Here is a 22,983-nt window from a genome sequence, read left to right as displayed (position 1 = left end):
CGATGAATGAGTTCGATGCCGAGGTCGTCGTCGTCGGAGCCGGCCCCGCCGGATCGGCGATCGGCGCCTACCTCGCCCAGGCCGGCCACGAGGTCATCATCCTCGAGAAGTCAGGTTTCCCGCGCGACAAGATCTGCGGCGATGCCCTGACCCCGCGTGCGGTCAAGGAAGCCGGATTCCTCGGCATGGATCTGCCGGCCTCCGACGGCTGGCATCCGAACAAGGGGCTGCGCCTCATCGGCGGCGGGCACCGCCTCGAACTCGACTGGCCGGACATCGACGGCACCCCGAACTACGGGCTCACCCGCCCGCGCATGAGCATGGACGAGGCCTTCGCCCGGCATGCTCAGCGCAGCGGAGCCCGACTCTTCGAACAGGTGCGGGCCATGTCCCCGGACATCGGCGACGACGGGTGGATCAGGGGCGTGCATGCCTCCGGCACCGACCACCGAGGCCGCCGCGTCGGACCCGAAGCCCACTTCCGGGCCCCCATCGTCATCGCCGCCGACGGCGTGTCCTCCCGTCTGGCCGTGTCGATGGGGTTGGAGAAGCGCGACGACCGGCCGATGGGAATCGCCGCCCGTGCCTATCACACGACGCCTCGGCACGCCGATGACTACATCGAATCCTGGGTCGAGATGCGGTCGACGAACCAGGCCGGAGAGGCGGAGACCCTGCCCGGATACGGGTGGATCTTCCCCCTCGGCGACGGCACGGTGAACATCGGTGCCGGCCTCCTCGACTCCTCCCCGCAATTCAGATCCGTCGACCTGCGCAAGGTGATGGGGCAGTGGATCGCCGACATGGGCCACGAGTGGGGCATCGACGAATCGACCTCGCTGGGTCCGATCAAATCCGCCGCCCTGCCCATGGCGTTCAACCGCACTCCGCACTTCCACCGCGGTCTGCTGCTCGTCGGCGACTCCGGCGGTATGGTCAACCCGTTCAACGGCGAAGGCATCGACTATGCCTTGGAATCGGCGCGCATCGCCGCCGAGGTGATCTCCACGTACTCCCGTTACCCGCAGGCCGTGATGCGCCGCCGACTCGAGGAATACCCGGCACTGCTCGGAGACTCCTTGGGCGGTTACTTCACTCTCGGCCGTGTTTTCGCCGCGATCATCGGCCACCCTGCGCTCATGCAGTTCGGAATCAAGTACGGTATGGGTGTTGACGTTGTGATGGAGTTCGTCGTCAAATTGTTGGCGAACCTCTACCGCGACCCGAAGGTCTCCGAGGCCGATCTCATCGACAGGGTGATCTCCGCCCTGGCCCGAATCGTCCCGGCCACCAGCAATGTCTGAGCACATGGGCGAAGACTCTGAGCGCAAGGGCAAGGACAACGGCATGCCGACACCGACTACGACGAATGACGAGGACATGAGCCACCTAGCCTCTCCGGCCACCTTCACCGGTGACGACGCCCAGCTCGCGGCGGAGATCTCGACTCAGTTGGAAACCGTGGAGGCCAAACTCTACGAGGTGACCGAACAGACCCGCAGGCTCCCCGACGAGACCTCGAAGCACCTGTTGGCCGCCGGCGGCAAGCGGGCGCGCCCGAACCTCGTCCTGCTCACCGCCCGCCTCGGCGACGCCGAGAACGAGGACATCATCGATGCGGCCGTGGCCGTCGAACTCATTCACCTCGCCTCGCTCTACCACGATGACGTCATGGACGATGCTCCCGTGCGCCGCGGTGCGAAGGCCGCTCATGAGGTGTGGGGCAATTCGGTGGCGATCCTCACCGGCGATCTGCTCTTCTCCAAGGCCTCGGGGGTCACCGCGAAGCTCGGTCCCGAGGCCGTGCGCATCCAGGCCGAGACCTTCGAACGTCTCGTCCTCGGCCAGCTCAACGAATTCGCCGGACCGCCCGAAGACGCCGACGAGATCGAGCACTACATCCAGGTGCTCGCCGATAAGACCGGATCGCTCATCGCCACCTCGGCGCGGTTCGGTGTCATGTTCTCCGGCGCCGATCAGGCACTCGCCGAACCCGTCAGGATCTTCGGCGAACGCGTCGGCGTGGCCTTCCAGCTCGCCGATGACATCATCGACCTGACCACGACATCCTCGGAATCGGGAAAGACCCCGGGCACGGACCTGCGCGAACGCGTCCCCACCCTGCCCGTCCTCTACGTGCGTGCCGCTGCCGCCGCCGGCGATGACTCCGCGACCGAGGTGGTCCGACTCCTCGACGCCGACCTCACTTCCGATGCGGCTCTGGAGTCCGCTCGCGCGGCCCTGGCCGCTCATCCCGTGACCGAGCGAGCACGCACCGAGGCCGTGCGGTGGGCCGATGACGCCAAGGAGGCACTGGCCGCGCTGCCCGCCGGGCGGGTGAAGGAAGCGCTGTTCGCCTTCGCCGACTCCGTCGTCGCACGCAGCTCCTGAGCGTCCTCACACTTCTCAGTCTCTGCCGTTTCGGCCAGGCCGCAAAGGAACCTCATCGATGACCGTCGACTCGGCAGCCTCACCGTCTCCGAGTGCGAAGACACTCACACCGGCCGACTGGGTCGGCCTCGGCGTGCTCGCCGTGTTCCTCCTGGTGGGCCTGAGCTGGTCGAAGTGGCTGCCCTACTGGGACAAGGCGTGGGCGCTGAGCAGAACCTCCCTGTGGGACGGTGCTCCGCTCTTCGATGCTGCCGGGGAGGCCGTGTCGCTGTCGGGAGCCTGGGACTTCACTCTTGTGTACTTCACCGCAGTGTGGAAAGCCCTGCTCGTGGCGCTGCTCGTCGCCGCCGTCATCGACGCTCTCGTGCCGCGCGACTGGCTGCTGCGGCTGCTCAATCGGCGCAGCCATGCCGGTCAGTCTCTCGTCGGTGCCGCCCTGTCGATGCCGTCGATGATGTGCACCTGCTGTGCGGCCCCGGTGGCCGCGGGACTGCGTGAGACGGGGGTGCGTCGTTCGGCGGCACTGGCCTACTGGGTGGGCAACCCGCTGCTCAACCCCGCTGTGCTCATCTTCTTGGCCTTCGTCCTGCCGTGGCAGTACACGGCCGTGCGCCTGGTCTTCGCTGTTCTCATCGCTGTGGGTGCCAGCGCCCTCATCGGACGGTGGGTGACCGGACGCAACGATCCGGTGCCCGACCCGAGCCCCGCCTCGGCGACGGTGTCGTCTCTTCCCGTGCGCTTCCTGCGCTCCCTGGGGCGGTTCACGCTCATCCTCGTGCCCGAGCATATTCTGCTCGTCTTCCTCATCGGACTGCTCGCTCCGTGGCTGACCGGCGTCTTCGGTCTCGAAGCGCAGCTGGGCGCCGGTGCCGTCCTCGTCGTCGCGGTCGTCGGCACCCTGCTCGTCATCCCCACCGGCGGAGAGATCCCGATCATTCTCACCCTCGTGCCGCTGGGCGTCGGAGCCGGTGTCACCGGCGCCCTGCTCGTCGCGCTGCCCGCGCTGAGCATCCCGTCGATGGTCATGGTCGGCAAGGCGATGGGATGGCGGACGACCGCGGCCATGGGAGTCGCCGTCGCCGTCTCAGCGGTGCTCGCCGGTGGGATGCTGGCGCTGCTGAGCTGAAGTGCCGCACTGCCTCGTCGGGCTCGTCAGTCCTGATCCGATATCAGGTGGTCAGGCGACGCAGTGTGAGATAGGAGCCGAGGGCGAAGACCGCGCACAGCCCCAGCGCCCAGAAGGTGAGCCCGAGGGCTGAGGACTGAGCGAACCACATCCACACTTCGGCCCAGGCCCGATTGACGCTCACGATCGCCGCTGCTCCCATGAGGAGAAGCGCGATTGCCAGAAGCGAGATGGTGAGGACGAGGAACCCGAATCGCTTGTTGACGATGGCGAACCAGAAGCCGAGGATGAACGTCAGCATGGTGAGGACGAAGTAGGTCAGTCCCGCAGCCAAGGGCCCACCCTCCCAAACCCAGGGCAGGTAGGCGAAGTAGCCGTTGATGCCGTAGCCGTTCGTGGCCTGCTCGATGAGGCCGAGGAGGACGAAGACGAGGGAGATCCCGAACGCACTCAGCGCCGCGGCCAGGAGCGAGCCGAGGTAGAACTCGCGGCGGGTGAGGCTCATCGCCTGGGAGAAGTAGAAGGTCAGATTCATTGCTTGGGCGCCCACTACAGCGAAGTACCACAGGGGTGCCTGCGACCCACCGCTGTACATCGGCCCCTCGACACCCGAAGAGGAGATGATCCAGTAGACGCTCAGGGTGATGAGCCAGATCCCGCCGAGGACGAGGACGGGGACCCAGACGAAGGTCTGCGTATTGGTGAATTGGAGTCGGACGACACCCCAGGTCCGGTTCTTCGGCCCGGCAGCGGGTCGGATGCTGGCGGCGGAGGCGGTGGCGGTCATGGCTGAAGGCTCCTGTGTTCGGTGTCGGGCACGGATCGGCCGTCGGCCCCACTCTGAGTGGTGCGCACGACGAGCTGCTGCAGAGAGACGGGAGTGAGATCCAGGTTGGCCTCGGCGATGAATTCGCGGTCGAGGGTGCTGAGGTGTCCGAGCATCGTCACAGACGACACCCGCCCCAATGTCTCGCTGTGGATGACCTCACGTCCGGCGACAAGACGTCGGATCGCATCATCATCGCCGACGATGTTGACAGCGCGGCCGCGGACCGCCTCGGCGGATTCGTCCATGATGATCCGGCCGCGGTCGATGACGATGACGTTCTCGATGAGGTTCGCCACCTCGTCGATGAGGTGGCTCGAGAGCACGATAGTGCGCGGGCATTCCGCGTAGTCGGCGATGAGGCGGTCGTAGAAGAGCTGCCGGGCCACGGCGTCGAAACCCAGGTACGGTTCGTCGAAGAAGGTGACTTCGGCCCGCGAAGCCAGACCGATGATGACGCCGATGGCGGACTGCTGACCGCGGGAGAGCTTCTTGATCGGGGTCTTCAGGGGAAGGCGGAAGTCATCGACGAGCTCCTCGGCGAACGACCGGTCCCAGTGCGGGAAGAAGCGCCGGGCATTGGCAAGTGCGTGCTTGGCGGTCGCATCCTCCGGGTATTTCTGGCTCTCCCTGACGAAGCACATGCGGTTGAGTACGCGGGCGTTCTCGTACGGGTGCTCGCCGAAGACGTCGATGTCACCGCTGGTGGCGAAGTCCTGTGCCGTGAGGATCGACATCAGTGTGGTCTTGCCGGCTCCATTGCGGCCGAGCAGTCCGTAGATCGCGTCCTGTTCGATGGTGAGGGAGACATCGTCGAGTGCCTTCGTCTTCTTGTAGGTCTTCGTGAGGTGGCGGACTTCGATGACGGCATTCATGTCTCATCCTTTCGTGGTGACCGGATCGATGGCACTGGTCAGTCGGAGCTCTCGGGAGCGCTCTGTGATGAGCGCGATCACGTCCTCGGATCCCAGCCCCAGCCGATCGGCCTCATTGAGCAGGGGAGTGATGTAGGTGTCGGAGAACGTGGTGCGGTGCTCGTTGATGAGGAGGCCGCGAGCGCCTTCGGTGACGAACATTCCGATTCCGCGTCGCTTTTCGAGCACGCCCTTGGCGACGAGGAGATTGATCCCCTTGGCCGCCGTGGCGGGATTGATCGAGTAGAAGCTCGCGAGTTCGTTCGTCGACGGGGCCCGGGACATCTCGGACAGGGTCCCGTCGATGATCGAGTCCTCTACGCGCTCGGCGATCTGCGCGAACAGGGGTCTGCCGTCGTCGATCATATTCAACTCCATGTCTGTTGGTTAGTTACTCAACTAATGAACCATGGGGGTGAGGATGATGTCAAGGGCTTCCGGCGGAATCCGTTGGACTCTGAACCCGGCAGCCAGCGGATGGGCGCCGACGGGCTGGTGTTTGGCATGATCGGATCACGGGTTTCGGGTGGTTCCGAGGGGGCTGCCGACTCCGGCGGAAGTGGCGTCCACCGGCTCCGGCGGAGGCGGTGTCACGGACGACGACGGCTTGTGCGCACGAGATCGGTGCAGAGCAGGATGACGGCGATCCAGATGATGAAGAAGCCGATCCACCGCGGTGTCGACATCAGCTCACCGAGCACCGTGACGCCGAGGATGAACTGGAGGGTCGGAGTGAGGTACTGGAGCATGCCCACCCAGGACAGGGGGATGCGGCGCGCCGCGGCGCTGAAGAGGATGAGCGGGATGGCCGTGGCGGGACCGGTGATGATGATGACGAACACGTGCCATCCGCCCAAGCCGCTGAACGTCTGCAGACCCAGCGAGCCGAGGACGATGAGGTAGATCGCTGAGGGCACGGCGAGGACGAGGCTCTCGACGGTCATGCCCTCGAGCGCACCGACACGGGAGCCGACCTTGTTCTTCACGAGCCCGTAGAGGCCGAATGACAGGGCCACCGTGAACGCGAGGTAGGGGATGCGGCCGAGGCTGACCCCGACGACGATCACAGCCAGGAGGCCGAAGCCCACGGCCGTCCACTGCAGCGGGCGCAGCTTCTCACCGAGGAAGACCACGCCGAGGCCGATCGACAGCAGCGGATTGAGGTAGTAACCGAGCGAGATCTCGACGAGCTGGTTGGTTTCGACGCCGTAGATGAACGTCGTCCAGTTGATCGCGATGAGCACCGAGGCGAGCAGCAGGAGCCCGAAGGTGCGCGGTGAGCGAAGGATCTGCCAGGTGCGGGCGTACCCGCCGGTGAAGACGAGGAGGAGGGCGCAGAACACCAGCGACCAGATGACTCGGTGGGAGACGAGCTCGAGCGCACCCGTGGGAGCTGCGGCTGCGAAGAGCAGCGGCATGACTCCCCACAGCAGGTAGGCGGAGAATCCGTTGATCAGGCCGGCACGGCGGATTGCGCTCTCATCGGGTCCTGGGTCTGTGCTCACTCGCCCCAGTCTACTGAGAGTCGGGCAGCGACCGGGCGGGGCCCCGCACATGAGACGCAATCGAACCCGGCGCGGCTGGTTGGGAGCCAGCTGGGTGCGAAGTGCGAGCTTGGTCACGTCATTGTAAGGATCACCTACATTGACGATAGACTCGCTGTGACTGAATAGAGAGGTGTGAGAATGACTCGACCCTTCCGGGTGGCCATCGTCGGCGCCGGTCCTGCCGGGATCTACGCTGCCGATCTCATGATGAAGGCGGAACGCGATTTCGATCTGAGCATCGATCTCTTCGACCGCCTGCCGACTCCCTTCGGCCTCGTCCGCTACGGCGTCGCACCCGACCATCCGCGGATCAAGGGCATCATCAATGCCCTGATCAAGGTCCTCGACCGTGGTGACATCCGCCTGTTCTCGAACGTCGAATACGGCGTCGATCTCCACCTCGAGGAGCTCACCGACCGCTACGATGCCGTGATCTTCTCCACCGGCTGCTTCGTCGACGCCGCATTCGACCTGCCCGGCATCGACCTGCCCGGCTCCTACGGGGCCGCAGAGTTCGTCAACTGGTACGACTCGCATCCCGATGTCAGCCAGGAATGGCCGTTGGACGCGCAGCGCGTCGCCGTCATCGGCAACGGCAATGTCGCCCTCGACGTCGCCCGGGTGCTCGCGAAGCAGGCCGATGATCTCCACACCACGGAGATTCCCGACCATGTCTATGAGGGGCTCAAGGCCTCGCAGGTCACCGACGTCCACATCTTCGGCCGCAGGGGACCGGCCCAGGCGAAGTTCACCCCACTCGAGCTGCGGGAACTCGGACAGGTCAAAGACGTCGACGTCATCGTCTACCCCGAGGACTTCGAATTCGACGAAGGCTCTATGGCCGCCATCGAATCGAGCAACCAGACCAAACAGGTCGCGAAGACGCTCACGGACTTCACCATGCGTGAACCGACAGGGGCGAAGCGTCGCCTCCACCTCCACTTCCTCCACGCACCGGTGGCCATCCTCGGCGAGGATCGGGTGACCGGACTGCGGACCGAACGAATGGAACTGGACGGTGCCGGAGGAGTCAACGGAACCGGAGACTTCCACGATTGGGAGCTCGACGCCGTCTACCGTGCCGTCGGCTACGCCGGCACGAAGCTGCCGCAGCTGCCCTTCGACGAGCGCAAGCGCGTCATCCCCAACCATGAGGGGCGCGTCGTCGACTCTGACGACCAGACGAAGGCGGCCGAGGCCGACGTCGTCCAGGGCGTCTACTCGACCGGGTGGATCAAGCGCGGACCCGTCGGGCTCATCGGTCACACGAAGGGCGATGCGCTCGAGACCATCGGGCATATCCTCGACGACCGGGCCGCCGGTGTGCTCACCGACCCCGTCTACCCGGACGAGTCGGCCATCGTCGAACTCTTCGAATCCAAGGGCATCGACTATGTCGATTGGGAGGGCTACCACCGGGTCGAGTCCGCTGAGAAGGCCGCCGGCGAAGCCGAAGGTCGTGAACGGATCAAACTCGCCACCCGCGAGGCGATGCTCGCCGAGGCGCGCGGCCACGTCACCGCCGAATCCGTGGGCCAACCCTCCGGCGGCCACTGACCACCCTGGGCGCGGATCACTCCGGGTGCTGATCACTCCGGGTGCTGAACCCCTCGGTCACTGACCTCCTGGGGTGCTGACGCCGCCGGGGCATCCCGCACCGCCGGCGTCACCGCCTCCCGGCAGCGTCACCGCCTCCGCTGAGCGGCCAAACGCCCCGGCAACGTCATCTCCTCCCGGCGCACCGAGAGGACGAGTCGCTGCCGGGGCGTGATGCGTCCACCGCGTAGAGTCGAATACAGCTGACCGGCACCGAAAGGGTCGCCGGCACGCACCGGAACCAGACCGTCGGCAGGCAGGGGAGACCTCGTGAGAAACGAATCGCTGCTCAGAGCGATCGTCGAACGTGCTTATGCCGAACGACTTGATGCCTGGCAGGCGGCAGCCGTGCGGATCAAGCACTGGCTCAAGGAGCAGCAGAAGGGTCTGCTCAAAGACAAAGACATCTCGCGCCTCGATGTCGATGGGCACCGGATCAAGGATGCCGCACGGACCCTGGCGAAACTCAGCGAGAAGTCCGAAGAGGACCCGCAGCTGACGGTCGACAGCGCCGAGGACGTCGAGGACCAGATCCGTGACATCGTCGGCATCAAGGTGCTGTGCAAGTCACCGCGGGACCAGCGGATGATGTTCGATGCTCTGCGCGACCCCGAACAGCTCGGCACCTTCGAACTCATCGAATCGAAGGACTATACGGACCCGCCGAAGGCCAGCGGCTACCGTGCCTGCCATGTCATCCTCCGCATCCCCTCCGACCTCGGACAGCCGGTGTTCGCCGAGATCCAGGTGAAGACCCGTCTGCAGGATGCGTGGAGCGAGCTGACCCACGAGGACATGTACAAGCCCGGTGCGGCGATGAAGCCGAGCAAGCTGCACGGCGAGTTCGCTCGTGCGATGGCGAATATGCTCGCCACCGTCGATGACATGGCCGACACCCTGGCCCTCGAGCTCACCGCGCTGACCAACCCCGAGCCGGTCCTCGAGCTCGACGAGCTGCGCGAACAGGACACCGGGATCGAGGTCCGGGTCCGCGCGACGGGCCCGAAGTATGCGCTCGCCGTCGACGGGGACGGGCGTCAGGGCCTGGTGCCTGCCTTCGCGATCCGTCGCCTCAGCGAGACGAAGGGCACGATCAAAGTCAACGACTACGTCCGCATCGACGACCGGCTGCGCGTCAGCGTCGAAGAGGATTCGAAGGGCCTGTACTACATTCCCCTCGATCTGCCGCGACGCTGACGCAGCAACCGTCACCCTCACCGAGGCGGCTGACCGGCTCCCACGAGGGCGTGATCTCCGCGTCCCCGATCGGCACGCGTGGTCAGGACTTCATCGCGCGCGGCGACGAGGTTGGCCAGCGCGGCACGCACCTCCGGATAGCCGCGCGTCTTGAGCCCGCAGTCCGGATTGATCCACAGACGGTCGGCGGGCACATGCCGCAGCGCAGCCTCGATGAGTTCGACGAGTTCAGGCACCGCGGGCACCCGTGGGGAATGGATGTCATAGACTCCGGGACCGATCTCGCGTTCAAAACCGTACTCCGCGATGTCATCGAGGACCTCCATTCGGGAGCGGGCCGCTTCGATGCTGGTGACATCAGCGTCGAGGGCATTGATCGCGTCGATGATCTCCCCGAATTCCGAATAGCACAGGTGCGTGTGGATCTGGGTGCGCGGACTCACCTGTGCAGCGACGAGCCGGAACGAACGCACGGACCAGTCGAGGTAGTCCGCGCGGTCGGATTCGCGCAGCGGCAACAGCTCCCGCAGGGCGGGTTCGTCGACCTGGATGACACCGATTCCGGCCGCTTCGAGGTCGAGGACCTCATCGGCGAGAGCCAGGGCGATCTGGTCGGCGGATTCGCGCAACGGCACGTCGTCGCGAACGAACGACCAGGCGAGGATCGTCACCGGACCGGTGAGCATGCCCTTGACAGTCCTCGACGTCTGCTGGGCGGTGTAAGCCGACCATTCCACGGTGATCGGATTCGGGCGGGACACATCGCCGAAGAGAATCGGGGGACGGGTGCATCGGGATCCATAGGACTGCACCCACCCGTTGTCGGTGGTCGCGAAGCCGTCGAGGTTCTCGGCGAAGTACTGGACCATGTCATTGCGTTCGGGTTCGCCGTGGACGACGACATCGAGTCCCAGTTCCTCCTGCAGACCGACGACTCGGTCGATCTCGTCCTTCATCAGCGCGGTGTAGTCGGTATCGTCGATGCGGCCCGACCGGTGATCTGCACGGGCGCGGCGCACCTCGGGCGTCTGCGGGAACGAACCGATGGTCGTCGTCGGCAGCTCGGGGATCCCAAGCGTCTGCTGAGCCGCATGACGCGTTGCGAAATCGGTGCGGAAGCCGGTGTGTGCCGCAGCCGCCTCGGTGCGGGCCAGAACCGCATCGTTGTGGACTCGAGCCGATTCGGACCGGGTGCGCCGGGCCCGGTCGGCGCGTTCGAATGCCGCTGCACGCGCCTCGGGAGCCTCGGTGATCGCCGCGGCGAGAGCCTCGACCTCGGTGACCTTCTCCTCGGCGAATGACAACCAGGACGCGACATCGACCGGCAGCGCCGTCTCCTGCTCCACCGTATAGGGCACGTGGAGCAGTGATGTCGAAGTCGACACGCTCACCGTCTCTCGGTTCAGTTCCCGGAGCACGTCGAGGCTGGTGCGCAGATCATCGGCCCAGATATTGCGGCCGTCGATGATGCCGGCGACGAGGCGGACGTGGTCCGGCACCTGTGTGCGCAGACGCTGCACATACTGCGGATCCACGGCTCGGGTGGCGGACGAGATGTCGACACCGAGGGCATCGATGCCGGACCCGGCGAGCCCGTTCAGACCTGCCCGCAGGCTCCCGTACGGGGCGGTGACGAACAGCCGCGGCCGGACCTCGGTCGCGGACAGGGCCGAATAGGTGTGCCGGGCCGCCTCGGCGAGTTCCTCATCGCTCGTGCCGGGAATGTCGGCGACGAGGGCCGGTTCGTCGAACTGGATCCAGTCGACGCCGGCCGCGGCGAGCGAGCCGATGATCTCATGGTAGACGGCGGTGAGCTCGTCGAGGCGGTCGAACGGACGGGTGGTAGTGCCGGGAGCCGGTTTGGTCAGGGCGAGCAGAGTCAACGGCCCGACGAGTACGGGGCGGACGCGATGACCGGCCGCTTCGGCCTCAGCCACGAGTGCGAGCAGGTGCTGCGGGTGCGCGGTGAACGCGGTGTCGTCGGCGAGTTCGGGCACAAGGTAGTGGTAGTTCGTGTCGAACCATTTCGTCATCTCCAAAGGCGGCGTGGACGCGGTGCCGCGGGCGAGGGCGAAGTACTCCGTGAGGTCGAAGTCAGAGCCGTTGGAGGACGAAGGGATGAGACCCACCGTCAGCGCGGTGTCGAGGACGTGGTCGTAGTGGCTGTAGGAGGCCGGAATCGCATAGTCCTCACTCAGCCCCAGCCCCGCCAGACGGTGATAGGTCTCGATGCGGAGGGTGTGCACGGAACGGGAGAAGTCATCGGCGTCGATCCGGCCGGACCAGAAGCTCTCCAGCGCCCTCTTCAGCTCACGGCGGGCGCCGATGCGGGGGTATCCGGTGATGGTGGCGGTTGGGAATGGTGCGGTCATGAGCGGGTGTCCTTGTCTGTCGTCGTTGCGGTCGGTTGTGTTGGCGGCCATCGCCGAGGCGGTGGTGGTGGAAGAAGTGAGGTCACTGAGATTCCTTTCTCGTCGAGTGCGGTGAGCACGTCTTCGGTCGTGTTCTGGTCATTGAAGGTATAGAAATGCAGGCCGTCGGCGTCCTGGTCGAGGAGCGCAGCGGTGTGCTCCGCCGTGATCTCGAGCCCGATGCGCCGCGCCGAGGCGGGGTCGGAGATTCCGTCGAAGCGCGCAAGCAGGCCGTCCGGGATGGGCAGGCCCGAGAGGCGAGACATGGTGTGGAGACGGCGAGCGTCGGTGATCGGCAGGGTGATTCCTGCGTGCTCGGCGCGGCGTCTCAGCCGGGAGTACGCGGTGGGGTCGAAGAAGAGTTGGGTGATCGCGAAGTCGGCCCCGTTGCGCTGTTTGGCGGCGAGCACGTCGAGGTCCTCATCGGGGCCGGCCGACTCCGGGTGGCCGGAGGGGTAGGCGGCGACGCCGATGCCGAGACGTCCGGCGGCCAGGCAGGCGACATTCTCGCTTTCGATGCGGCGCAGGAGGCCCACGAGGTCATCGGCGTGGGGCAGGTGACCGGCTGGAAGCGAGGTCTGACCTACGGGGATGTCGCCGCGTATGGCGAGGAAACCGCGCACGCCGGCACTGAGGAGATGCTCGATCCAGGTGAGGAGCTCGACTTCGGTACCGGCGGTGCAGGCGAGGTGCGCCAACGGTCTGAGCGAGGTGGTGTCGGTGACTTCGCTGATGAAATCGGCGGTGCCCTGCAGCCAGTCGCTGTTCGCCGAAGAGGTGACGGCCAGATAGTCAGGGTGCAGCGAGTCGAGGAACCTCAGCAGCTGCGGCATTCGGGCCGCCTGCGCCGCTGATCGGGGCGGGATGACTTCGAACGACAGCGCTCGCCGCAGCCGGCCGCGAGCGGGCGGGAGACCATCGGCGACGCTGTCGGGCGCCGAGGCCGAGATCCTTGGGGTGAGATGAGTGGAAGGCATGCGGCCATCCTGACAGCGGGGACAGGACGACTCGGTGTCAACGCCACATGGGCGTCACGACCCGTCATCTGAGGGTCAAGCAGCGTCCACTGACGTCAGACGGGGACGTGTTCCGTCATGTTCGCTGCGGCAAGGGTATGGGGACCGGGCCGGCTGCTGCCCGGTGAGGAGGGACGGAAGGTGAGGGGAGGTGAGGGGAGGTAGCGGGTGAGGAGGGGAGTGCTGCGTGCCTCGGGTGCGACGCGCGGATCAGCGGTAGTTCGTGAACTGCAGGTCGACCTCGAGGTCCTGGGACTTGAGCAGGGCGATGACTTCCTGCAGGTCATCACGCTTCTTCGAACTCACACGCAGCTCATCACCCTGGATCTGGGCCTTGACGCCCTTGGGGCCTTCGTCGCGGATGATCTTCGAGATCTTCTTCGCATTGTCCTTGTCGATGCCTTCCTTGAGGGACGCATCGATGCGGTACTCCTTGCCGGAGGGGTAGGGCTCACCGTCTTCGAGGGACTTCAGCGAGATTCCGCGCTTGACGAGCTTCGACTGGAAGACGTCGAGGATGGCCTTGACCCGGTCCTCGCTGCTGGCCTTCATCTGTACGGCTTCACCGCTCCAGGCGATGGAGGCGTCGGTGCCGCGGAAGTCGTAGCGTGAATTGATCTCCTTCGCGGCTTGGTTGAGGGCGTTGTCAGCTTCCTGACGGTCGACCTTGCTGACGATGTCGAATGAGGATTCGCTGGCCATGGATGCTCCTTCGTGAGTATTCGTTCGTGCCCGCGGGAAACGGGCGTGGCTTCTGTCGCCGAGTCTAGTCGAGACGCGAGAATGTGACCTGCGACAACCGAGTTGGCGAATCGGACTCGGGCCTTGTATTCTTTTCAGGTGCTCATCGAGCGCCTACTGCGGCAGATTGCCCGAGCGGCCAAAGGGAGCTGACTGTAAATCAGCCGGCATTGCCTTCGAAGGTTCGAATCCTTCATCTGCCACGCAGAACGAGAGAAGCTCCGTGACCGAACGGTCACGGAGCTTCTCTCGTCTCGCACACTTCCCACATTCCCTTGCCAAGCCTGAACCTCGCCTCTAACGTTGAAGGACACCACCCGGCGGACGCGGTGGAGGAGAGGCGAGACGATGGGCGACGATCCGACTGACGCAGGGCCGCCTCGGCGCCTGAATTCGCTGGAGGACCGCAACGCTGTGGTCGAATCCGCCCTCGACAAGGCCATCAGACGCGGTGATTTCGATGATCTGCCCGGCCTCGGTAAACCGTTGACAGGTCTGCACGGTTCGTCCGATCCCGATTGGTGGATCAAGCAGAAGATGGATACCGAGGGCATCAGCGGAGTCGCCCCGGCCGCGTTCCAACTCCGGAAGGAGAACGCCGTCCTCGAAGACACCGTCGACGCCTTCACCGAAGAGGCAGATGTCCGCGACTACCTCGCAGGATTCAACGCCCGAGTGCGAGATGCCGTGATGGACCTGCGCGAAGGCCCGCCGGTCTTCACCCCGCCGCGCAACATCGACGACGAGGTCGCGGCATGGCGCCAACGCCGTGCGCAAGCGACGACCGACATCGGCGCCGGATTGGGGCCGGGAGGGCGCGGAGCGGAACCGGGCACCACGGGCAGGTCTGCGGAAGCCGGCGGTCGCAGTCAGGGGCGCGGTGGCCGACAAGCCGACGAAACGAGCGCGGAGAGGAAGCAGCCACCTCGGCGATGGTGGCGCCGTCTTCGTCGGTGATAGCGGCCCTGGGGTGAAGCCTCAGCAGGCCGGCGCCGGTCAGGGCCAGAGCGGTGACCGTTGGGGGTCCGAGGCCGTCATGCACGTTCGCCCTATCAGGGCATAGGGTGAACCCATGAGCTTTCTGCAGTTCCTTCACGAACGAGGCATGGCCGAACGGCCCGGGGTCGGCAGCCGACCGCTGGTGATTGCGCACCGCGGATATTCGGCAGTTGTGCCCGAGAACAGTCTGGCCGCCGTCGATGCCGCGCGTGCGCTCGGGGTCGACTTCATCGAGGTCGACACATCGACGAGCGCCGATGGCGTGCCCGTGATCCTCCACGACCCTGACCTGGACCGGACCACGAACCGCAGAGGCCCCGTAGCCAACCTCACCGCCGAGGAGCTGTCGTTCGTCGACGCCGGGTCCTGGATGGGGCCCGGATTCCACGGAGTGCGGATCCCCACCCTGTCCGCCGTGATGCGCGACATCCAGCATCGAGGCGGGGAGCTCCTGCTCGAGCTCAAAGGGGAGTGGTCTTCCGGCGCGGTGGCGAGGATCTCCGAGCTCGTGGTCGAGACCGGCATCGCCGACCGGATGATCGTCCAGTCCTTCAACCTCGAAACCCTCGAAACCTGCCGCGACCTCCTGCCCATGGTCGCCCGATTCCTGCTGCGCATGGTGCCCAAGCCCGAAGACATCGAGATCGCCCGTGATCTCGGGGCGGTGGCGATCAATCCCTCCTATAAGGGCTTCACCATGCGGAAATCGGTCGTCACCGAGATCAGGGACAACGACCTCGGGGTGTTCGTCTGGACGGCGGATGAGATGAACGAATGGCGAGAACTTCTTGACGCCGAGGTCGACGGGATCATCACCAACCAACCGGGCCGTCTGCAAGGGTTCCTGGCGGGGCGTTTTGACCCGGTGAGATGATCGTTTCCACTGGTGACAGCTGTGACGGCACAAGAATTGCGCCGGAACTCGCTGCCGAAACGAGGTCGTGTGAGTGACGTCACTCCGGGCCGATTTGCCCTGGCTGCGCGAACCCGTGTAAATTCTTACCTGTTGCCCCGATAGCTCAGTCGGCAGAGCATCTCCATGGTAAGGAGAAGGTCAAGGGTTCGATTCCCTTTCGGGGCTCTCGTGCCGCCTGGAATGCGGCGCTGGGGCGGGGTAGCTCAGCTGGTTAGAGCGCACGACTCATAATCGTGAGGTCGGGGGATCGAGTCCCCCTCCCGCTACTTTCAAGCCCCTCACCAGGGATAACGTCCCGGTGAGGGGCTATTTTTCTGCCCAGAGACGGCCACCGACACGGTTACGACACGCTTTGCATCCACTTGTCGAGCACCCCAACGACACCCTGCGGGCCAATGTTGAGCTTCTGCACGTAGTGCTTCGCCGTCACCCCGACCTCAGAGTGTCCAAGCTGCTTGGCGGGTGTTCGTCGGATTCTTCCCACCGTTTCAACCAGTCGTTTGCGAATGAAGCCAGAGTCGTCGTGCTCGAGGTTTCGCCGGCGATCGTTTGGCCCCGCAGGTCGGTCAGCGGCTCGAGGAGCGCGTTGCGTGCGGCTTCCTTTGCGGCACCGGTTCGGAACCGCGGCACAGTCTTGCCGTTCACCTGTTGGGATCGTGCTGTCGCCCGGTAGTTCTCGCGTTTTCCGGAGACGCTGGTGTTGCCCATGCGGACTGGCTGATGCCGTCACATGTGCGGTCGATCATCAAAGTCGAACGGAAGAACCGCCTGTCGAAGGTTGGGCCGATAAACCCGTCCCTGGCCGACATGAACGACGCCGGCACCGAACTGACAACGGCTCGGGAGCTCACGGCGGCGATCGCATCCGGGCAACTCACCCCCGACCAGCACGACGACTATCTGCACAGTGGCACAGCGTGGTCGGCGTACCGTCGCGGGACCCTCGCGCTGAGGGGAGCGGCATGATTCGCCCCATCGAGTACCTCATCACCCGCCGACGACTCACCCAAGCCCACCGAACCTCACCAAACATCGGGGCCAGAGCCGAACCTCACCAACCGTGTGTCGACACTAGGAAAAATCCCGTGAGGGAGGCGAAGCTCAGGGCATGAACTCACTCGCCGCTGCCAACGCTCCGTCACTGAGCGCGCACATCGACCTCCTCGAGCCGTTTGAACGGCGGCTTCGGCTGGTACTTGTGGGGGCCAAGCGTCAAGATTGCTCTGTGCCCGTCACGGCCACGTTCTTCGTCGAGGAAGCATTTGACGGTGCCGGCTTCGATGCCGGCCTGCCTGATGATTTCGACGACGGTGGAGCATTCGGGCCTGTCCTTGTCGAGATAGCCGACCTTCTCACCGTCGAGGGTCTTCACGTTGACGCGGTCGCCGGATGGTTCGAGTTTGACCCAAGCGTGCTTGAACCGTCCTTCGGGACTGATTTCGTCCCTGCCTTCGTAGCTTTCACAGAGCCAGGGTTTCAGGGCTCGTTCGATTGGTTCCCCTGCGTAGACGCGGGTTTTTGGTCCTTTGAAGATGTCGAAAAATCCCATGCGGGGATGCTAGGTGAGATTGGAGCGTTGGCGTGAAGACGTTCAACGGATGGTCGGAGGGACGAACAGGCGACGGCCCAGGGCGTGAAGGCGCCGGACGGTGAAGATGAGCGACACATTCAAGCGGCGGTGGAGGCTACAGGTCCAGTTCCGCAGCGATCTCAGTCGGCATAACCGCGATCGTGTTGCCCGCCCGACCCATGACCACTCCCACGAACTCTTTGCCGGAGTCGATAGGTTTCGCGAGACGACGAGCAAACCCCTTGTTGACATAGCCATAGATGTGTTTCGAACCGGGACGAGCGACAGCAATCGCGTTCGAATCGTACTTGTTCCCGGGCCGCCGGCGAAGATCAATGTGATCGCCGACTTTCAGCCGTGCGGCAGGGTAGTTCTTCCACCCGCGAACGTTCAGGTAGAAGATCCCAAGTCTTGCCAGGGCCAGGTTGCCAGGGGAGGGGTGCTTTCCGGACTTTTCACTGACGAACCGGTACTCGCCTTCTCGTCGTTCGACTCGAAAGGCGAGACTCCCGCATTCGTCGCGGACCAGCTCCGAATCGGCCTCCTCCTTCGACAACCAAGTCTGGCTCGAGGGTGCGGTGTCAGCGGTTGGGCCCGGGCTGAAGTCTTCTGGAGGCGCATCGATCGTCGGCGGCTTATGTGCAGCCGGCGACCGAACCTTTGCAAGCAGCCAGCATCCGAGCGCAATCACCAGAAGGATGCCGACTACTGCCCACATGAGGAGACCTCCATGTCTACCGTTGCCAGAACTTTAACTGAAGTAGTCGGGCAGGAGAAGCTATGAACTGGGACGAAAAGACTGAGGACCACGCGAGCGCTCATCACACCTACGAGCATCGCGGGTACCGCGAGAACAAGCGGTTCCACAAGATGTTCGTCAAAGGTGCGGAGTGGCAACGCGACCAACTCCGCACCGACGAAGCAGTCGAGCTTGCAGCAGAGGCCATCTGGTCCACCGACCCGGCACCCGCACTCGAATCATTCGACGGACCCGATACATGGGACGGGCAGGAACCCGAGATGAAGAACGACTATCGGAAAGCAGCACGGACAGTCATCTCCGTACTACTCGGGGAGGAACCATGAGGCCTGTAAGCAACGGTATGTTGCCTCGGGCGGTCGCGACCGCCCGAGGCAGATACTCGCCACTTCACGTCCGTTCACCATTTCAGGTTTTCCTAAGAGGACGGAACGAAAACCCCGCGAGGGGCACCGTTCAGGAAGTGGGGAGCAACCCCACCATACGCACCCGACATGTGAAAAGGCCGGGCAGACCACAGGCAGGAGGAAAGCTGTGAACCCGAACGAGCAGCCGACACGTCGCCTCGTACGCCCCGAGCCGGGTGAACGGGATCTGATCGAATGGGTCAATACCGACTCTGCAGTAGAGGTGCGAGCAACTGCTAGCGGTTCTTCCACCGTCCTTGCCGTCGTTCGAACGCGAACCGTTCCGCCCGTAACTGCCTGACTCGCTCGACAACATCCGGAGCGTAACTGTAGGCGGCGTCCGTATCCGCCAGCCCCTCGAGTGCAACGGTGTACTTCTCAGGCAGCAGATCGATGCGCCGGCACAACGAGTGACGGGCAGCCGCAGTGTGCGCGGTCTTCTCCAAATCGAGGATCATCCGATCATGCTCGGAGAGCTCGCTCACAGTGCCAGGAACCATGGAAGCCAGTGTGGCATAGGCGGCTGAACTTCATACTTACGTGCGATGCGATCAAAGGACAGTTTTCAGTAGTGTCGCGATGGTTGCCAGAGAATGGCAAAGCCCCTTGAATGAAGCCCGCAAGGAACATCCCCATGAAACTAGTGAAGTCGCTGGTAACCAGCGCCGTGATGGCTACTATGCTCGCCAGCTTCGCTGTAACCCCGGCCGCGGCCTCGAGCCAAAACGAGGTCACCGACCAAGAATTGACGAGCATGCAAGGGGCCTCACCGTACGTCGAAGCCGAGACGGAGGAAGAGGCCATGAAGAAGCTGGACAAAATCGAGCAGGAGAACCCCGGTGGGATATAGGCTCAGGTCGCCAGCGTCCGTTTCGGGCCGTGCGTTCTATACCCAGAAAGCTTCCACACCAGGAAATCGAGCGGTCATAAGTACGGCGGGGTCAAACCGGTCACTGTGTGCACGAAGACGGTAACAGGGATCAAGATGGCCTCCCAACTGCGCTACAAGAACGCGTTGATGTGGGTGAAGACCGGTGTTCAGGTCCCGCAAACTGCGACCGACAAGGACCTAAAGGCTGGAAAGTACCGGTACAAGAAGAAGGACTGGGTCGTTAAGTTTCAGCAGAAGAACATGAACTACCTGTGCAAAGGGACCAGAAGTCACAAGTGGTCGGCGAGCATGATCGGGCGTCTGCGCTATCAAGGTCGAACACTGTGGGCGCGAGTATACGCATCGCCAATCAGCGCAGAATGCGGACCACACTGATCGACAGGATGCGAGACTCAAGCAATGAGTAAGCAGAAATTGTACCTACTGTTCGCTGAACAGACGTCTCCGTTCGACCCAGACGACAAGATTGATCCGCTGGTCGGCATTTTTAGCGATGAGGCCGAGTGTGAACGAATCGAAAGGGAGCAGACGGGCTACAAAATCAGCTGGGAGGAACGCGACGTAGAGGATGCCGATGACCACACGATCGAACCCGGCGACACCGTTTACGCCTACCACTACATGGCGACCTACAGGCCGACACCAGACGGTGAGGAAGCAATCGAGCTCTTAAGCGACGCCGCAGTTGAGGATGTCTTCTTTCAAGAAGAGAACGCCCGGAAGAAGCTTGAAGTCGGTGATCTCCAGGTGATCACGGTCGGTGAACTTCGACTGAACGGTGATTTTCAGATTATCGAAGGCTAACGTGCCTGAGTAGGCTCCACCCTGAAGAGTGGCCCACGCAAACATGCTCGGGCCACTCTTCTTTTGTCACCCGCGTGTCGTCCCTGGTAACTCTCCCGTGCCCGGCCGCATGCTCCGTGCATGATCGTCAGACACCTCAACGCAAGCGACCTCGGCAAGACCGTCACCCTGCCGACCCTCGCAGCCCTCGGCCGGTGCCGTAGCGGCACACTCCACTCCATCACCCTCGAAACCGCCACCGACACCAGCGCACTCCGCATCGGCGACCACCTGCACTCAGTACCCAACGACGCGACCGTGTACGTCACCACCGAAGTGAGCGGACTCTGATGGTCGACAAGAGCAACTGGGACCCGAAGAAATGCCAAGCCACGTCGAAGAAGCGTGGCGATCAATACAAGAACTACCACGTCCGCGGTCTGCGCGTATGTCTCCGCCACGGTGGGGTATCCAAGAAGGCCCGCGCCGCTGCGACTCGCAACCTCGAGCAGGACCAGCTCACCCGCGTTGCCCGCCGCCTCGGCACACCCCACACCGACCTCGACCTGGCGCAAGCACTCCTGGATCTCGTTGCATCCAAAGCTGGCGAAGTCGAGTGGTTGCGTCACCAAGTCGAGCTCTTCGAGACTGACGGTGAACTGTGGTGGGGGACGACGAAGGAATCCGAGGAAGACATCCCCATGGGCGAGAAATGGGAGACTATTCAGGAAGCCTGCCAGCACATCGTGTACACGCTGTTGCACAAAGCGCAGGACCTGCTCGCGAAGTACGCCGGCGAAACGTTGAAGGCCGGTGTCGACGAGAGGCAAGTGCGTATCGCCGAGCAGACGGGCGCCCAGTTCGAAACCGTCCTCACATCACTCCTCACCGCCATCTCCGCGCCCCCGGAACAAATGCAGACCGCGGCCACCGAGATCCCACGGATCCTCAGCAACCTCGCAGGGGGTGGCAAATGAACGTCGAATACGTCAGATACCAAGAAGGCGAGAAGCAACGCCGCCGCATCCGCAACGCCTCCATCGAACTCGCCATGACCTACCACGCGATCGACCGCACACCGGACGGCGTGACGATAGGTGATCACGTCAACAGCATTGACACCAACGCCCTCGAGCCGACCGATAATGCGGCCGGCACGGGCATGTTGTGGGTGCAAACAGGGGCCCCTCCCGCTACCGATCAAGCCACTCACCAGGGATAAGGTCCCGGCGTGGGGGTCTTCTCTTATGCTCAGGGCCGGTCCGAGCGCGACGGATGTCCGTTCGACCGCAATTCGGCGGCGGGTATGGTCATCAGACGGTTCGTCACCTACTCTCATAGAGACTGTTCGACCGACGCGGGAGATCAACGATGATCAACGCACAACTGTCCGACTGGCTGCTCGATTCCGACCCGTCCTTGCGCTGGCAGGTCGAACGTGACCTCCTCGGTGCTGAGGACTCGACCTGGCAGTCAAGCAGAGCCGAAGTCGCACACGTCGGATTCGGTGCCGAGCTGCTCTCCCGACAGGACCCGGATGGGCAATGGGCCGGCGGAGCATATTTCCCCGCCGGCTTCGATTTCAACACTGAGCGTTCACAGCCGTGGACGGCGACGACCTGGGCGCTCAAGGACCTGCGCGAGTGGGGAGTGGCTGCGTCGGTGCTGGCAGGGACCGCAGAGAAATTGGCGCCCGTTCGGTGGGAATACGAGAACCTGCCTTACTGGGGCGGCGAAGTCGATGTGTGCATCAATGCGTGGACACTGTCGAACGGCCTCTGGCTGGGTGCCGATGTCGACGGGCTCGTCGACTGGTTCCTCGACCACCAGCTCGATGACGGCGGATGGAACTGCGAATGGGTCGACGGCGCGAAGGTGTCCTCCTTCCATTCCACCCTCAACGCCCTCGTCGCGCTCCTCGATTACCAAAAGTCCGCCGGTGACAGCGCACGCGTAGCTCAGGCCCGGGCCGGGGGAGAGGAATACCTGCTCGTCCGAGACCTGTTCCGCCGCCGAGGCACCGGCGAACCCTTCGACGAACGTGCCCTGGCGCTGTTCTGCCCCAGACGGTGGTTCTACGGGATCCTGCCGGCACTCGATTACTTCCGAGAAGCGGCACGAACCGATTGCACCGATCCGGATCCGCGCATGCGCGAAGCCGTTGAGATGATCCGGTCTCGCCGAGGAGCGGACGGACGCTGGCAACAGGAGCACCGCCTCGGCGGGCAAGTCTGGTTCCATGTCGACGCACCCGTCGGCGAACCCTCGAAATGGGTGACGCTGCAAGCCCAGCGGATCCTCGACTGGTGGGATGCCTCCGCCACCGCCCAAGGCGGCGATTGAGCCCACGAATGTCTTACCGGAGGTCGAATTCCCTGCCGCGGTTCTCGGCCGGTCGGGGCCCACGGATCCAGCGGTCCGCCTCGGCGATGGCGACATCATTGATGCTTGCTTCACGGCGTGCCATCAGCCCCTGAGCATCGAACTCCCACAACTCGTTTCCATAGCTGCGCCACCACTGACCGCCGGCATCGTGCCATTCGTATTGGAAGCGGACGGCAATGCGGTTGTCATCGAATGCCCACAGATTCTTGCGCAGCGCGTAGTCGAGTTCGCGGTCCCATTTGCGGGTGAGGAACGCAAGGATCTCATCGCGGCCGGTAATGAACTCATCGCGATTGCGCCACACCGAATCCACGGTGTAGGCCGCGGCGACTGTCTGCGGACTGCGAGTGTTCCACGCATCCTCGGCGCCCTGGACCTTCTGCGCGGCGGAGTCCCGATCGAACGGCGGCAATGGGGGACGGTGCTCAGTCATGAGGGGTCCTTCCCGGCCGCGTCCGTGTCTGCCTGTCTGGAGGCGTGCCTGCGGCCTGGCCCTTCATGCTACT

The 22,983-nt window shown here is 64.1% G+C and carries 27 protein-coding genes and 3 tRNA genes; 18 read left to right on the top strand and 12 right to left on the bottom strand.

Annotated elements, in window-relative coordinates; translation table 11 throughout:
* Positions 1-2 precede the first annotated feature (2 nt).
* The 3 genes from EB836_RS00545 to EB836_RS00535 all read left to right on the top strand — a co-directional run bounded on the left by EB836_RS00545 (position 3) and on the right by EB836_RS00535 (position 3,517).
* The gene (locus EB836_RS00545) at positions 3-1,304 is read left to right on the top strand and encodes a geranylgeranyl reductase family protein (protein WP_135537178.1); all 1,302 of its coding nucleotides are present in this window, start codon (positions 3-5) and stop codon (positions 1,302-1,304) included.
* A 76-nt stretch (positions 1,305-1,380) separates the two neighbouring features.
* Positions 1,381-2,391: a polyprenyl synthetase family protein gene (locus EB836_RS00540; RefSeq protein WP_135537481.1), complete on the top strand. Its 1,011-nt coding sequence runs from the start codon at positions 1,381-1,383 to the stop codon at positions 2,389-2,391.
* 58 nt (positions 2,392-2,449) lie between these two features.
* The gene (locus EB836_RS00535; protein ID WP_135537177.1) at positions 2,450-3,517 is read left to right on the top strand and encodes a permease; all 1,068 of its coding nucleotides are present in this window, start codon (positions 2,450-2,452) and stop codon (positions 3,515-3,517) included.
* A gap of 43 nt (positions 3,518-3,560) precedes the next feature.
* Here the strand turns inward: EB836_RS00535 and EB836_RS00530 are convergent, their stop codons facing one another.
* From EB836_RS00530 to rarD, 4 genes are all read right to left on the bottom strand, one after another.
* On the bottom strand, positions 3,561-4,304 hold the full coding sequence (locus tag EB836_RS00530; protein WP_135537176.1) for a hypothetical protein: 744 nt from the start codon (positions 4,302-4,304) through the stop codon (positions 3,561-3,563).
* Positions 4,301-5,218: an ABC transporter ATP-binding protein gene (locus EB836_RS00525; protein WP_135537175.1), complete on the bottom strand. Its 918-nt coding sequence runs from the start codon at positions 5,216-5,218 to the stop codon at positions 4,301-4,303. Before EB836_RS00525 ends, EB836_RS00530 begins: the two co-directional genes overlap by 4 nt.
* 3 nt (positions 5,219-5,221) lie before the next feature.
* Positions 5,222-5,623 carry a GntR family transcriptional regulator gene (locus EB836_RS00520; protein ID WP_135537480.1) on the bottom strand — a complete coding sequence of 134 codons (402 nt, stop codon included), beginning with the start codon at positions 5,621-5,623 and terminating at the stop codon, positions 5,222-5,224.
* A 224-nt stretch (positions 5,624-5,847) separates the two neighbouring features.
* Positions 5,848-6,762 carry an EamA family transporter RarD gene (gene rarD, locus EB836_RS00515; RefSeq protein ID WP_240689509.1) on the bottom strand — a complete coding sequence of 305 codons (915 nt, stop codon included), beginning with the start codon at positions 6,760-6,762 and terminating at the stop codon, positions 5,848-5,850.
* A 180-nt stretch (positions 6,763-6,942) separates the two neighbouring features.
* Here rarD and EB836_RS00510 point away from each other — a divergent pair, with 180 nt between their 5' ends.
* Together EB836_RS00510 and EB836_RS00505 are read left to right on the top strand one after the other, a co-directional pair.
* Positions 6,943-8,361 (top strand): FAD-dependent oxidoreductase, encoded by a 1,419-nt coding sequence (locus EB836_RS00510; RefSeq protein ID WP_135537174.1) that lies wholly within the window; start codon positions 6,943-6,945, stop codon positions 8,359-8,361.
* Between the two features lie 309 nt (positions 8,362-8,670).
* Positions 8,671-9,597, top strand: coding sequence for a RelA/SpoT domain-containing protein (locus EB836_RS00505; RefSeq protein WP_135537173.1), 927 nt, complete (start codon positions 8,671-8,673; stop codon positions 9,595-9,597).
* Positions 9,598-9,614: 17 nt separating this feature from the next.
* Here EB836_RS00505 and metE read toward each other — a convergent pair whose 3' ends face one another.
* From metE to EB836_RS00490, 3 genes are all read right to left on the bottom strand, one after another.
* Positions 9,615-11,969 (bottom strand): 5-methyltetrahydropteroyltriglutamate--homocysteine S-methyltransferase, encoded by a 2,355-nt coding sequence (gene metE / locus EB836_RS00500; RefSeq protein WP_135537172.1) that lies wholly within the window; start codon positions 11,967-11,969, stop codon positions 9,615-9,617.
* Positions 11,966-12,985, bottom strand: a complete 1,020-nt coding sequence (locus tag EB836_RS00495; RefSeq protein WP_135537171.1) for a methylenetetrahydrofolate reductase — start codon at positions 12,983-12,985, stop codon at positions 11,966-11,968. The genes metE and EB836_RS00495 overlap by 4 nt, the downstream gene beginning before the upstream one ends.
* A gap of 249 nt (positions 12,986-13,234) precedes the next feature.
* Positions 13,235-13,726 (bottom strand): YajQ family cyclic di-GMP-binding protein, encoded by a 492-nt coding sequence (locus EB836_RS00490; RefSeq protein WP_135537170.1) that lies wholly within the window; start codon positions 13,724-13,726, stop codon positions 13,235-13,237.
* 160 nt (positions 13,727-13,886) lie between these two features.
* Here EB836_RS00490 and EB836_RS00485 point away from each other — a divergent pair.
* The 5 genes from EB836_RS00485 (at position 13,887) to EB836_RS00465 (ending at position 15,946) form a co-directional block, all read left to right on the top strand.
* Positions 13,887-13,968, top strand: a tRNA-Tyr gene (locus EB836_RS00485).
* Positions 13,969-14,113: 145 nt separating this feature from the next.
* Positions 14,114-14,722 carry a DUF1992 domain-containing protein gene (locus tag EB836_RS00480; RefSeq protein WP_135537169.1) on the top strand — a complete coding sequence of 203 codons (609 nt, stop codon included), beginning with the start codon at positions 14,114-14,116 and terminating at the stop codon, positions 14,720-14,722.
* A gap of 115 nt (positions 14,723-14,837) precedes the next feature.
* On the top strand, positions 14,838-15,638 hold the full coding sequence (locus tag EB836_RS00475) for a glycerophosphodiester phosphodiesterase family protein (protein ID WP_135537168.1): 801 nt from the start codon (positions 14,838-14,840) through the stop codon (positions 15,636-15,638).
* 134 nt (positions 15,639-15,772) lie between these two features.
* Positions 15,773-15,845 (top strand) — tRNA-Thr (locus EB836_RS00470).
* A gap of 27 nt (positions 15,846-15,872) precedes the next feature.
* Positions 15,873-15,946: transfer RNA gene (locus tag EB836_RS00465), tRNA-Met, on the top strand.
* Between the two features lie 160 nt (positions 15,947-16,106).
* On the opposite strand, the gene EB836_RS00460 is transcribed toward EB836_RS00465, so the two are convergent.
* A complete protein-coding gene (locus EB836_RS00460) occupies positions 16,107-16,388 on the bottom strand; it encodes a hypothetical protein (protein WP_135537167.1) in 282 nt (93 codons plus the stop codon).
* A gap of 12 nt (positions 16,389-16,400) precedes the next feature.
* Here EB836_RS00460 and EB836_RS00455 point away from each other — a divergent pair, with 12 nt between their 5' ends.
* The gene (locus EB836_RS00455) at positions 16,401-16,646 is read left to right on the top strand and encodes a hypothetical protein (protein WP_135537166.1); all 246 of its coding nucleotides are present in this window, start codon (positions 16,401-16,403) and stop codon (positions 16,644-16,646) included.
* Positions 16,647-16,818: 172 nt separating this feature from the next.
* Here EB836_RS00455 and EB836_RS00450 read toward each other — a convergent pair whose 3' ends face one another.
* Both EB836_RS00450 and EB836_RS00445 read right to left on the bottom strand, forming a co-directional pair.
* Complete coding sequence (locus EB836_RS00450) at positions 16,819-17,229, bottom strand: hypothetical protein (RefSeq protein ID WP_135537165.1); 411 nt, start codon at positions 17,227-17,229, stop codon at positions 16,819-16,821.
* A 136-nt stretch (positions 17,230-17,365) separates the two neighbouring features.
* Positions 17,366-17,968: an HIRAN domain-containing protein gene (locus tag EB836_RS00445; protein ID WP_135537164.1), complete on the bottom strand. Its 603-nt coding sequence runs from the start codon at positions 17,966-17,968 to the stop codon at positions 17,366-17,368.
* A gap of 62 nt (positions 17,969-18,030) precedes the next feature.
* On the opposite strand from EB836_RS00445, the gene EB836_RS00440 reads away from it, so the two are divergent.
* The gene (locus tag EB836_RS00440) at positions 18,031-18,336 is read left to right on the top strand and encodes a hypothetical protein (protein ID WP_135537163.1); all 306 of its coding nucleotides are present in this window, start codon (positions 18,031-18,033) and stop codon (positions 18,334-18,336) included.
* Positions 18,337-18,653: 317 nt separating this feature from the next.
* On the opposite strand, the gene EB836_RS00435 is transcribed toward EB836_RS00440, so the two are convergent.
* Positions 18,654-18,917, bottom strand: coding sequence for a DUF3263 domain-containing protein (locus EB836_RS00435; protein WP_135537162.1), 264 nt, complete (start codon positions 18,915-18,917; stop codon positions 18,654-18,656).
* 134 nt (positions 18,918-19,051) lie between these two features.
* Between EB836_RS00435 and EB836_RS00430 the strand changes: the two genes are divergently transcribed.
* The 6 genes from EB836_RS00430 to EB836_RS00405 all read left to right on the top strand — a co-directional run bounded on the left by EB836_RS00430 (position 19,052) and on the right by EB836_RS00405 (position 22,435).
* A complete protein-coding gene (locus EB836_RS00430) occupies positions 19,052-19,267 on the top strand; it encodes a hypothetical protein (RefSeq protein ID WP_135537161.1) in 216 nt (71 codons plus the stop codon).
* A 441-nt stretch (positions 19,268-19,708) separates the two neighbouring features.
* Positions 19,709-20,113, top strand: a complete 405-nt coding sequence (locus tag EB836_RS00425) for a hypothetical protein (RefSeq protein ID WP_135537160.1) — start codon at positions 19,709-19,711, stop codon at positions 20,111-20,113.
* 120 nt (positions 20,114-20,233) lie between these two features.
* A complete protein-coding gene (locus EB836_RS00420) occupies positions 20,234-20,443 on the top strand; it encodes a hypothetical protein (protein ID WP_135537159.1) in 210 nt (69 codons plus the stop codon).
* Positions 20,443-21,069: a hypothetical protein gene (locus EB836_RS00415; protein ID WP_135537158.1), complete on the top strand. Its 627-nt coding sequence runs from the start codon at positions 20,443-20,445 to the stop codon at positions 21,067-21,069. Before EB836_RS00420 ends, EB836_RS00415 begins: the two co-directional genes overlap by 1 nt.
* Positions 21,066-21,314, top strand: coding sequence for a hypothetical protein (locus EB836_RS00410; protein ID WP_135537157.1), 249 nt, complete (start codon positions 21,066-21,068; stop codon positions 21,312-21,314). Before EB836_RS00415 ends, EB836_RS00410 begins: the two co-directional genes overlap by 4 nt.
* Before the next feature lie 149 nt (positions 21,315-21,463).
* Positions 21,464-22,435 carry a squalene cyclase gene (locus EB836_RS00405; protein WP_135537156.1) on the top strand — a complete coding sequence of 324 codons (972 nt, stop codon included), beginning with the start codon at positions 21,464-21,466 and terminating at the stop codon, positions 22,433-22,435.
* A 13-nt stretch (positions 22,436-22,448) separates the two neighbouring features.
* Here EB836_RS00405 and EB836_RS00400 read toward each other — a convergent pair whose 3' ends face one another.
* Positions 22,449-22,910 (bottom strand): nuclear transport factor 2 family protein, encoded by a 462-nt coding sequence (locus tag EB836_RS00400; RefSeq protein WP_135537155.1) that lies wholly within the window; start codon positions 22,908-22,910, stop codon positions 22,449-22,451.
* Positions 22,911-22,983: the final 73 nt, after the last annotated feature.

The organism is Brevibacterium sp. S111, from assembly GCF_004745075.1.
Classification (GTDB): Bacteria; Actinomycetota; Actinomycetes; order Actinomycetales; family Brevibacteriaceae; genus Brevibacterium.
This window is presented reverse-complemented; position numbering and strand designations above follow the sequence as displayed.

What these genes read in the sequence shown, in the direction of transcription:
- EB836_RS00445 (WP_135537164.1), bottom strand. Translation starts at nt 17,968, where the DNA reads ATGTGGGCAGTAGTCGGCATCCTTCTGGTGATTGCGCTCGGATGCTGG.
- EB836_RS00440 (WP_135537163.1), top strand. Translation starts at nt 18,031, where the DNA reads ATGAACTGGGACGAAAAGACTGAGGACCACGCGAGCGCTCATCACACC.
- metE (WP_135537172.1), bottom strand. Translation starts at nt 11,969, where the DNA reads ATGACCGCACCATTCCCAACCGCCACCATCACCGGATACCCCCGCATC.
- EB836_RS00450 (WP_135537165.1), bottom strand. Translation starts at nt 17,229, where the DNA reads ATGGGATTTTTCGACATCTTCAAAGGACCAAAAACCCGCGTCTACGCA.
- EB836_RS00430 (WP_135537161.1), top strand. Translation starts at nt 19,052, where the DNA reads ATGAAACTAGTGAAGTCGCTGGTAACCAGCGCCGTGATGGCTACTATG.
- EB836_RS00415 (WP_135537158.1), top strand. Translation starts at nt 20,443, where the DNA reads ATGGTCGACAAGAGCAACTGGGACCCGAAGAAATGCCAAGCCACGTCG.
- EB836_RS00545 (WP_135537178.1), top strand. Translation starts at nt 3, where the DNA reads ATGAATGAGTTCGATGCCGAGGTCGTCGTCGTCGGAGCCGGCCCCGCC.
- EB836_RS00530 (WP_135537176.1), bottom strand. Translation starts at nt 4,304, where the DNA reads ATGACCGCCACCGCCTCCGCCGCCAGCATCCGACCCGCTGCCGGGCCG.
- EB836_RS00460 (WP_135537167.1), bottom strand. Translation starts at nt 16,388, where the DNA reads ATGGGCAACACCAGCGTCTCCGGAAAACGCGAGAACTACCGGGCGACA.
- EB836_RS00490 (WP_135537170.1), bottom strand. Translation starts at nt 13,726, where the DNA reads ATGGCCAGCGAATCCTCATTCGACATCGTCAGCAAGGTCGACCGTCAG.
- EB836_RS00535 (WP_135537177.1), top strand. Translation starts at nt 2,450, where the DNA reads ATGACCGTCGACTCGGCAGCCTCACCGTCTCCGAGTGCGAAGACACTC.
- EB836_RS00495 (WP_135537171.1), bottom strand. Translation starts at nt 12,985, where the DNA reads ATGCCTTCCACTCATCTCACCCCAAGGATCTCGGCCTCGGCGCCCGAC.
- EB836_RS00410 (WP_135537157.1), top strand. Translation starts at nt 21,066, where the DNA reads ATGAACGTCGAATACGTCAGATACCAAGAAGGCGAGAAGCAACGCCGC.
- EB836_RS00400 (WP_135537155.1), bottom strand. Translation starts at nt 22,910, where the DNA reads ATGACTGAGCACCGTCCCCCATTGCCGCCGTTCGATCGGGACTCCGCC.
- EB836_RS00425 (WP_135537160.1), top strand. Translation starts at nt 19,709, where the DNA reads ATGAGTAAGCAGAAATTGTACCTACTGTTCGCTGAACAGACGTCTCCG.
- EB836_RS00475 (WP_135537168.1), top strand. Translation starts at nt 14,838, where the DNA reads ATGAGCTTTCTGCAGTTCCTTCACGAACGAGGCATGGCCGAACGGCCC.
- EB836_RS00420 (WP_135537159.1), top strand. Translation starts at nt 20,234, where the DNA reads ATGATCGTCAGACACCTCAACGCAAGCGACCTCGGCAAGACCGTCACC.
- EB836_RS00480 (WP_135537169.1), top strand. Translation starts at nt 14,114, where the DNA reads ATGGGCGACGATCCGACTGACGCAGGGCCGCCTCGGCGCCTGAATTCG.
- EB836_RS00435 (WP_135537162.1), bottom strand. Translation starts at nt 18,917, where the DNA reads ATGGTTCCTGGCACTGTGAGCGAGCTCTCCGAGCATGATCGGATGATC.
- EB836_RS00520 (WP_135537480.1), bottom strand. Translation starts at nt 5,623, where the DNA reads ATGATCGACGACGGCAGACCCCTGTTCGCGCAGATCGCCGAGCGCGTA.
- EB836_RS00540 (WP_135537481.1), top strand. Translation starts at nt 1,381, where the DNA reads ATGAGCCACCTAGCCTCTCCGGCCACCTTCACCGGTGACGACGCCCAG.
- EB836_RS00455 (WP_135537166.1), top strand. Translation starts at nt 16,401, where the DNA reads ATGCCGTCACATGTGCGGTCGATCATCAAAGTCGAACGGAAGAACCGC.
- EB836_RS00525 (WP_135537175.1), bottom strand. Translation starts at nt 5,218, where the DNA reads ATGAATGCCGTCATCGAAGTCCGCCACCTCACGAAGACCTACAAGAAG.
- EB836_RS00405 (WP_135537156.1), top strand. Translation starts at nt 21,464, where the DNA reads ATGATCAACGCACAACTGTCCGACTGGCTGCTCGATTCCGACCCGTCC.
- EB836_RS00510 (WP_135537174.1), top strand. Translation starts at nt 6,943, where the DNA reads ATGACTCGACCCTTCCGGGTGGCCATCGTCGGCGCCGGTCCTGCCGGG.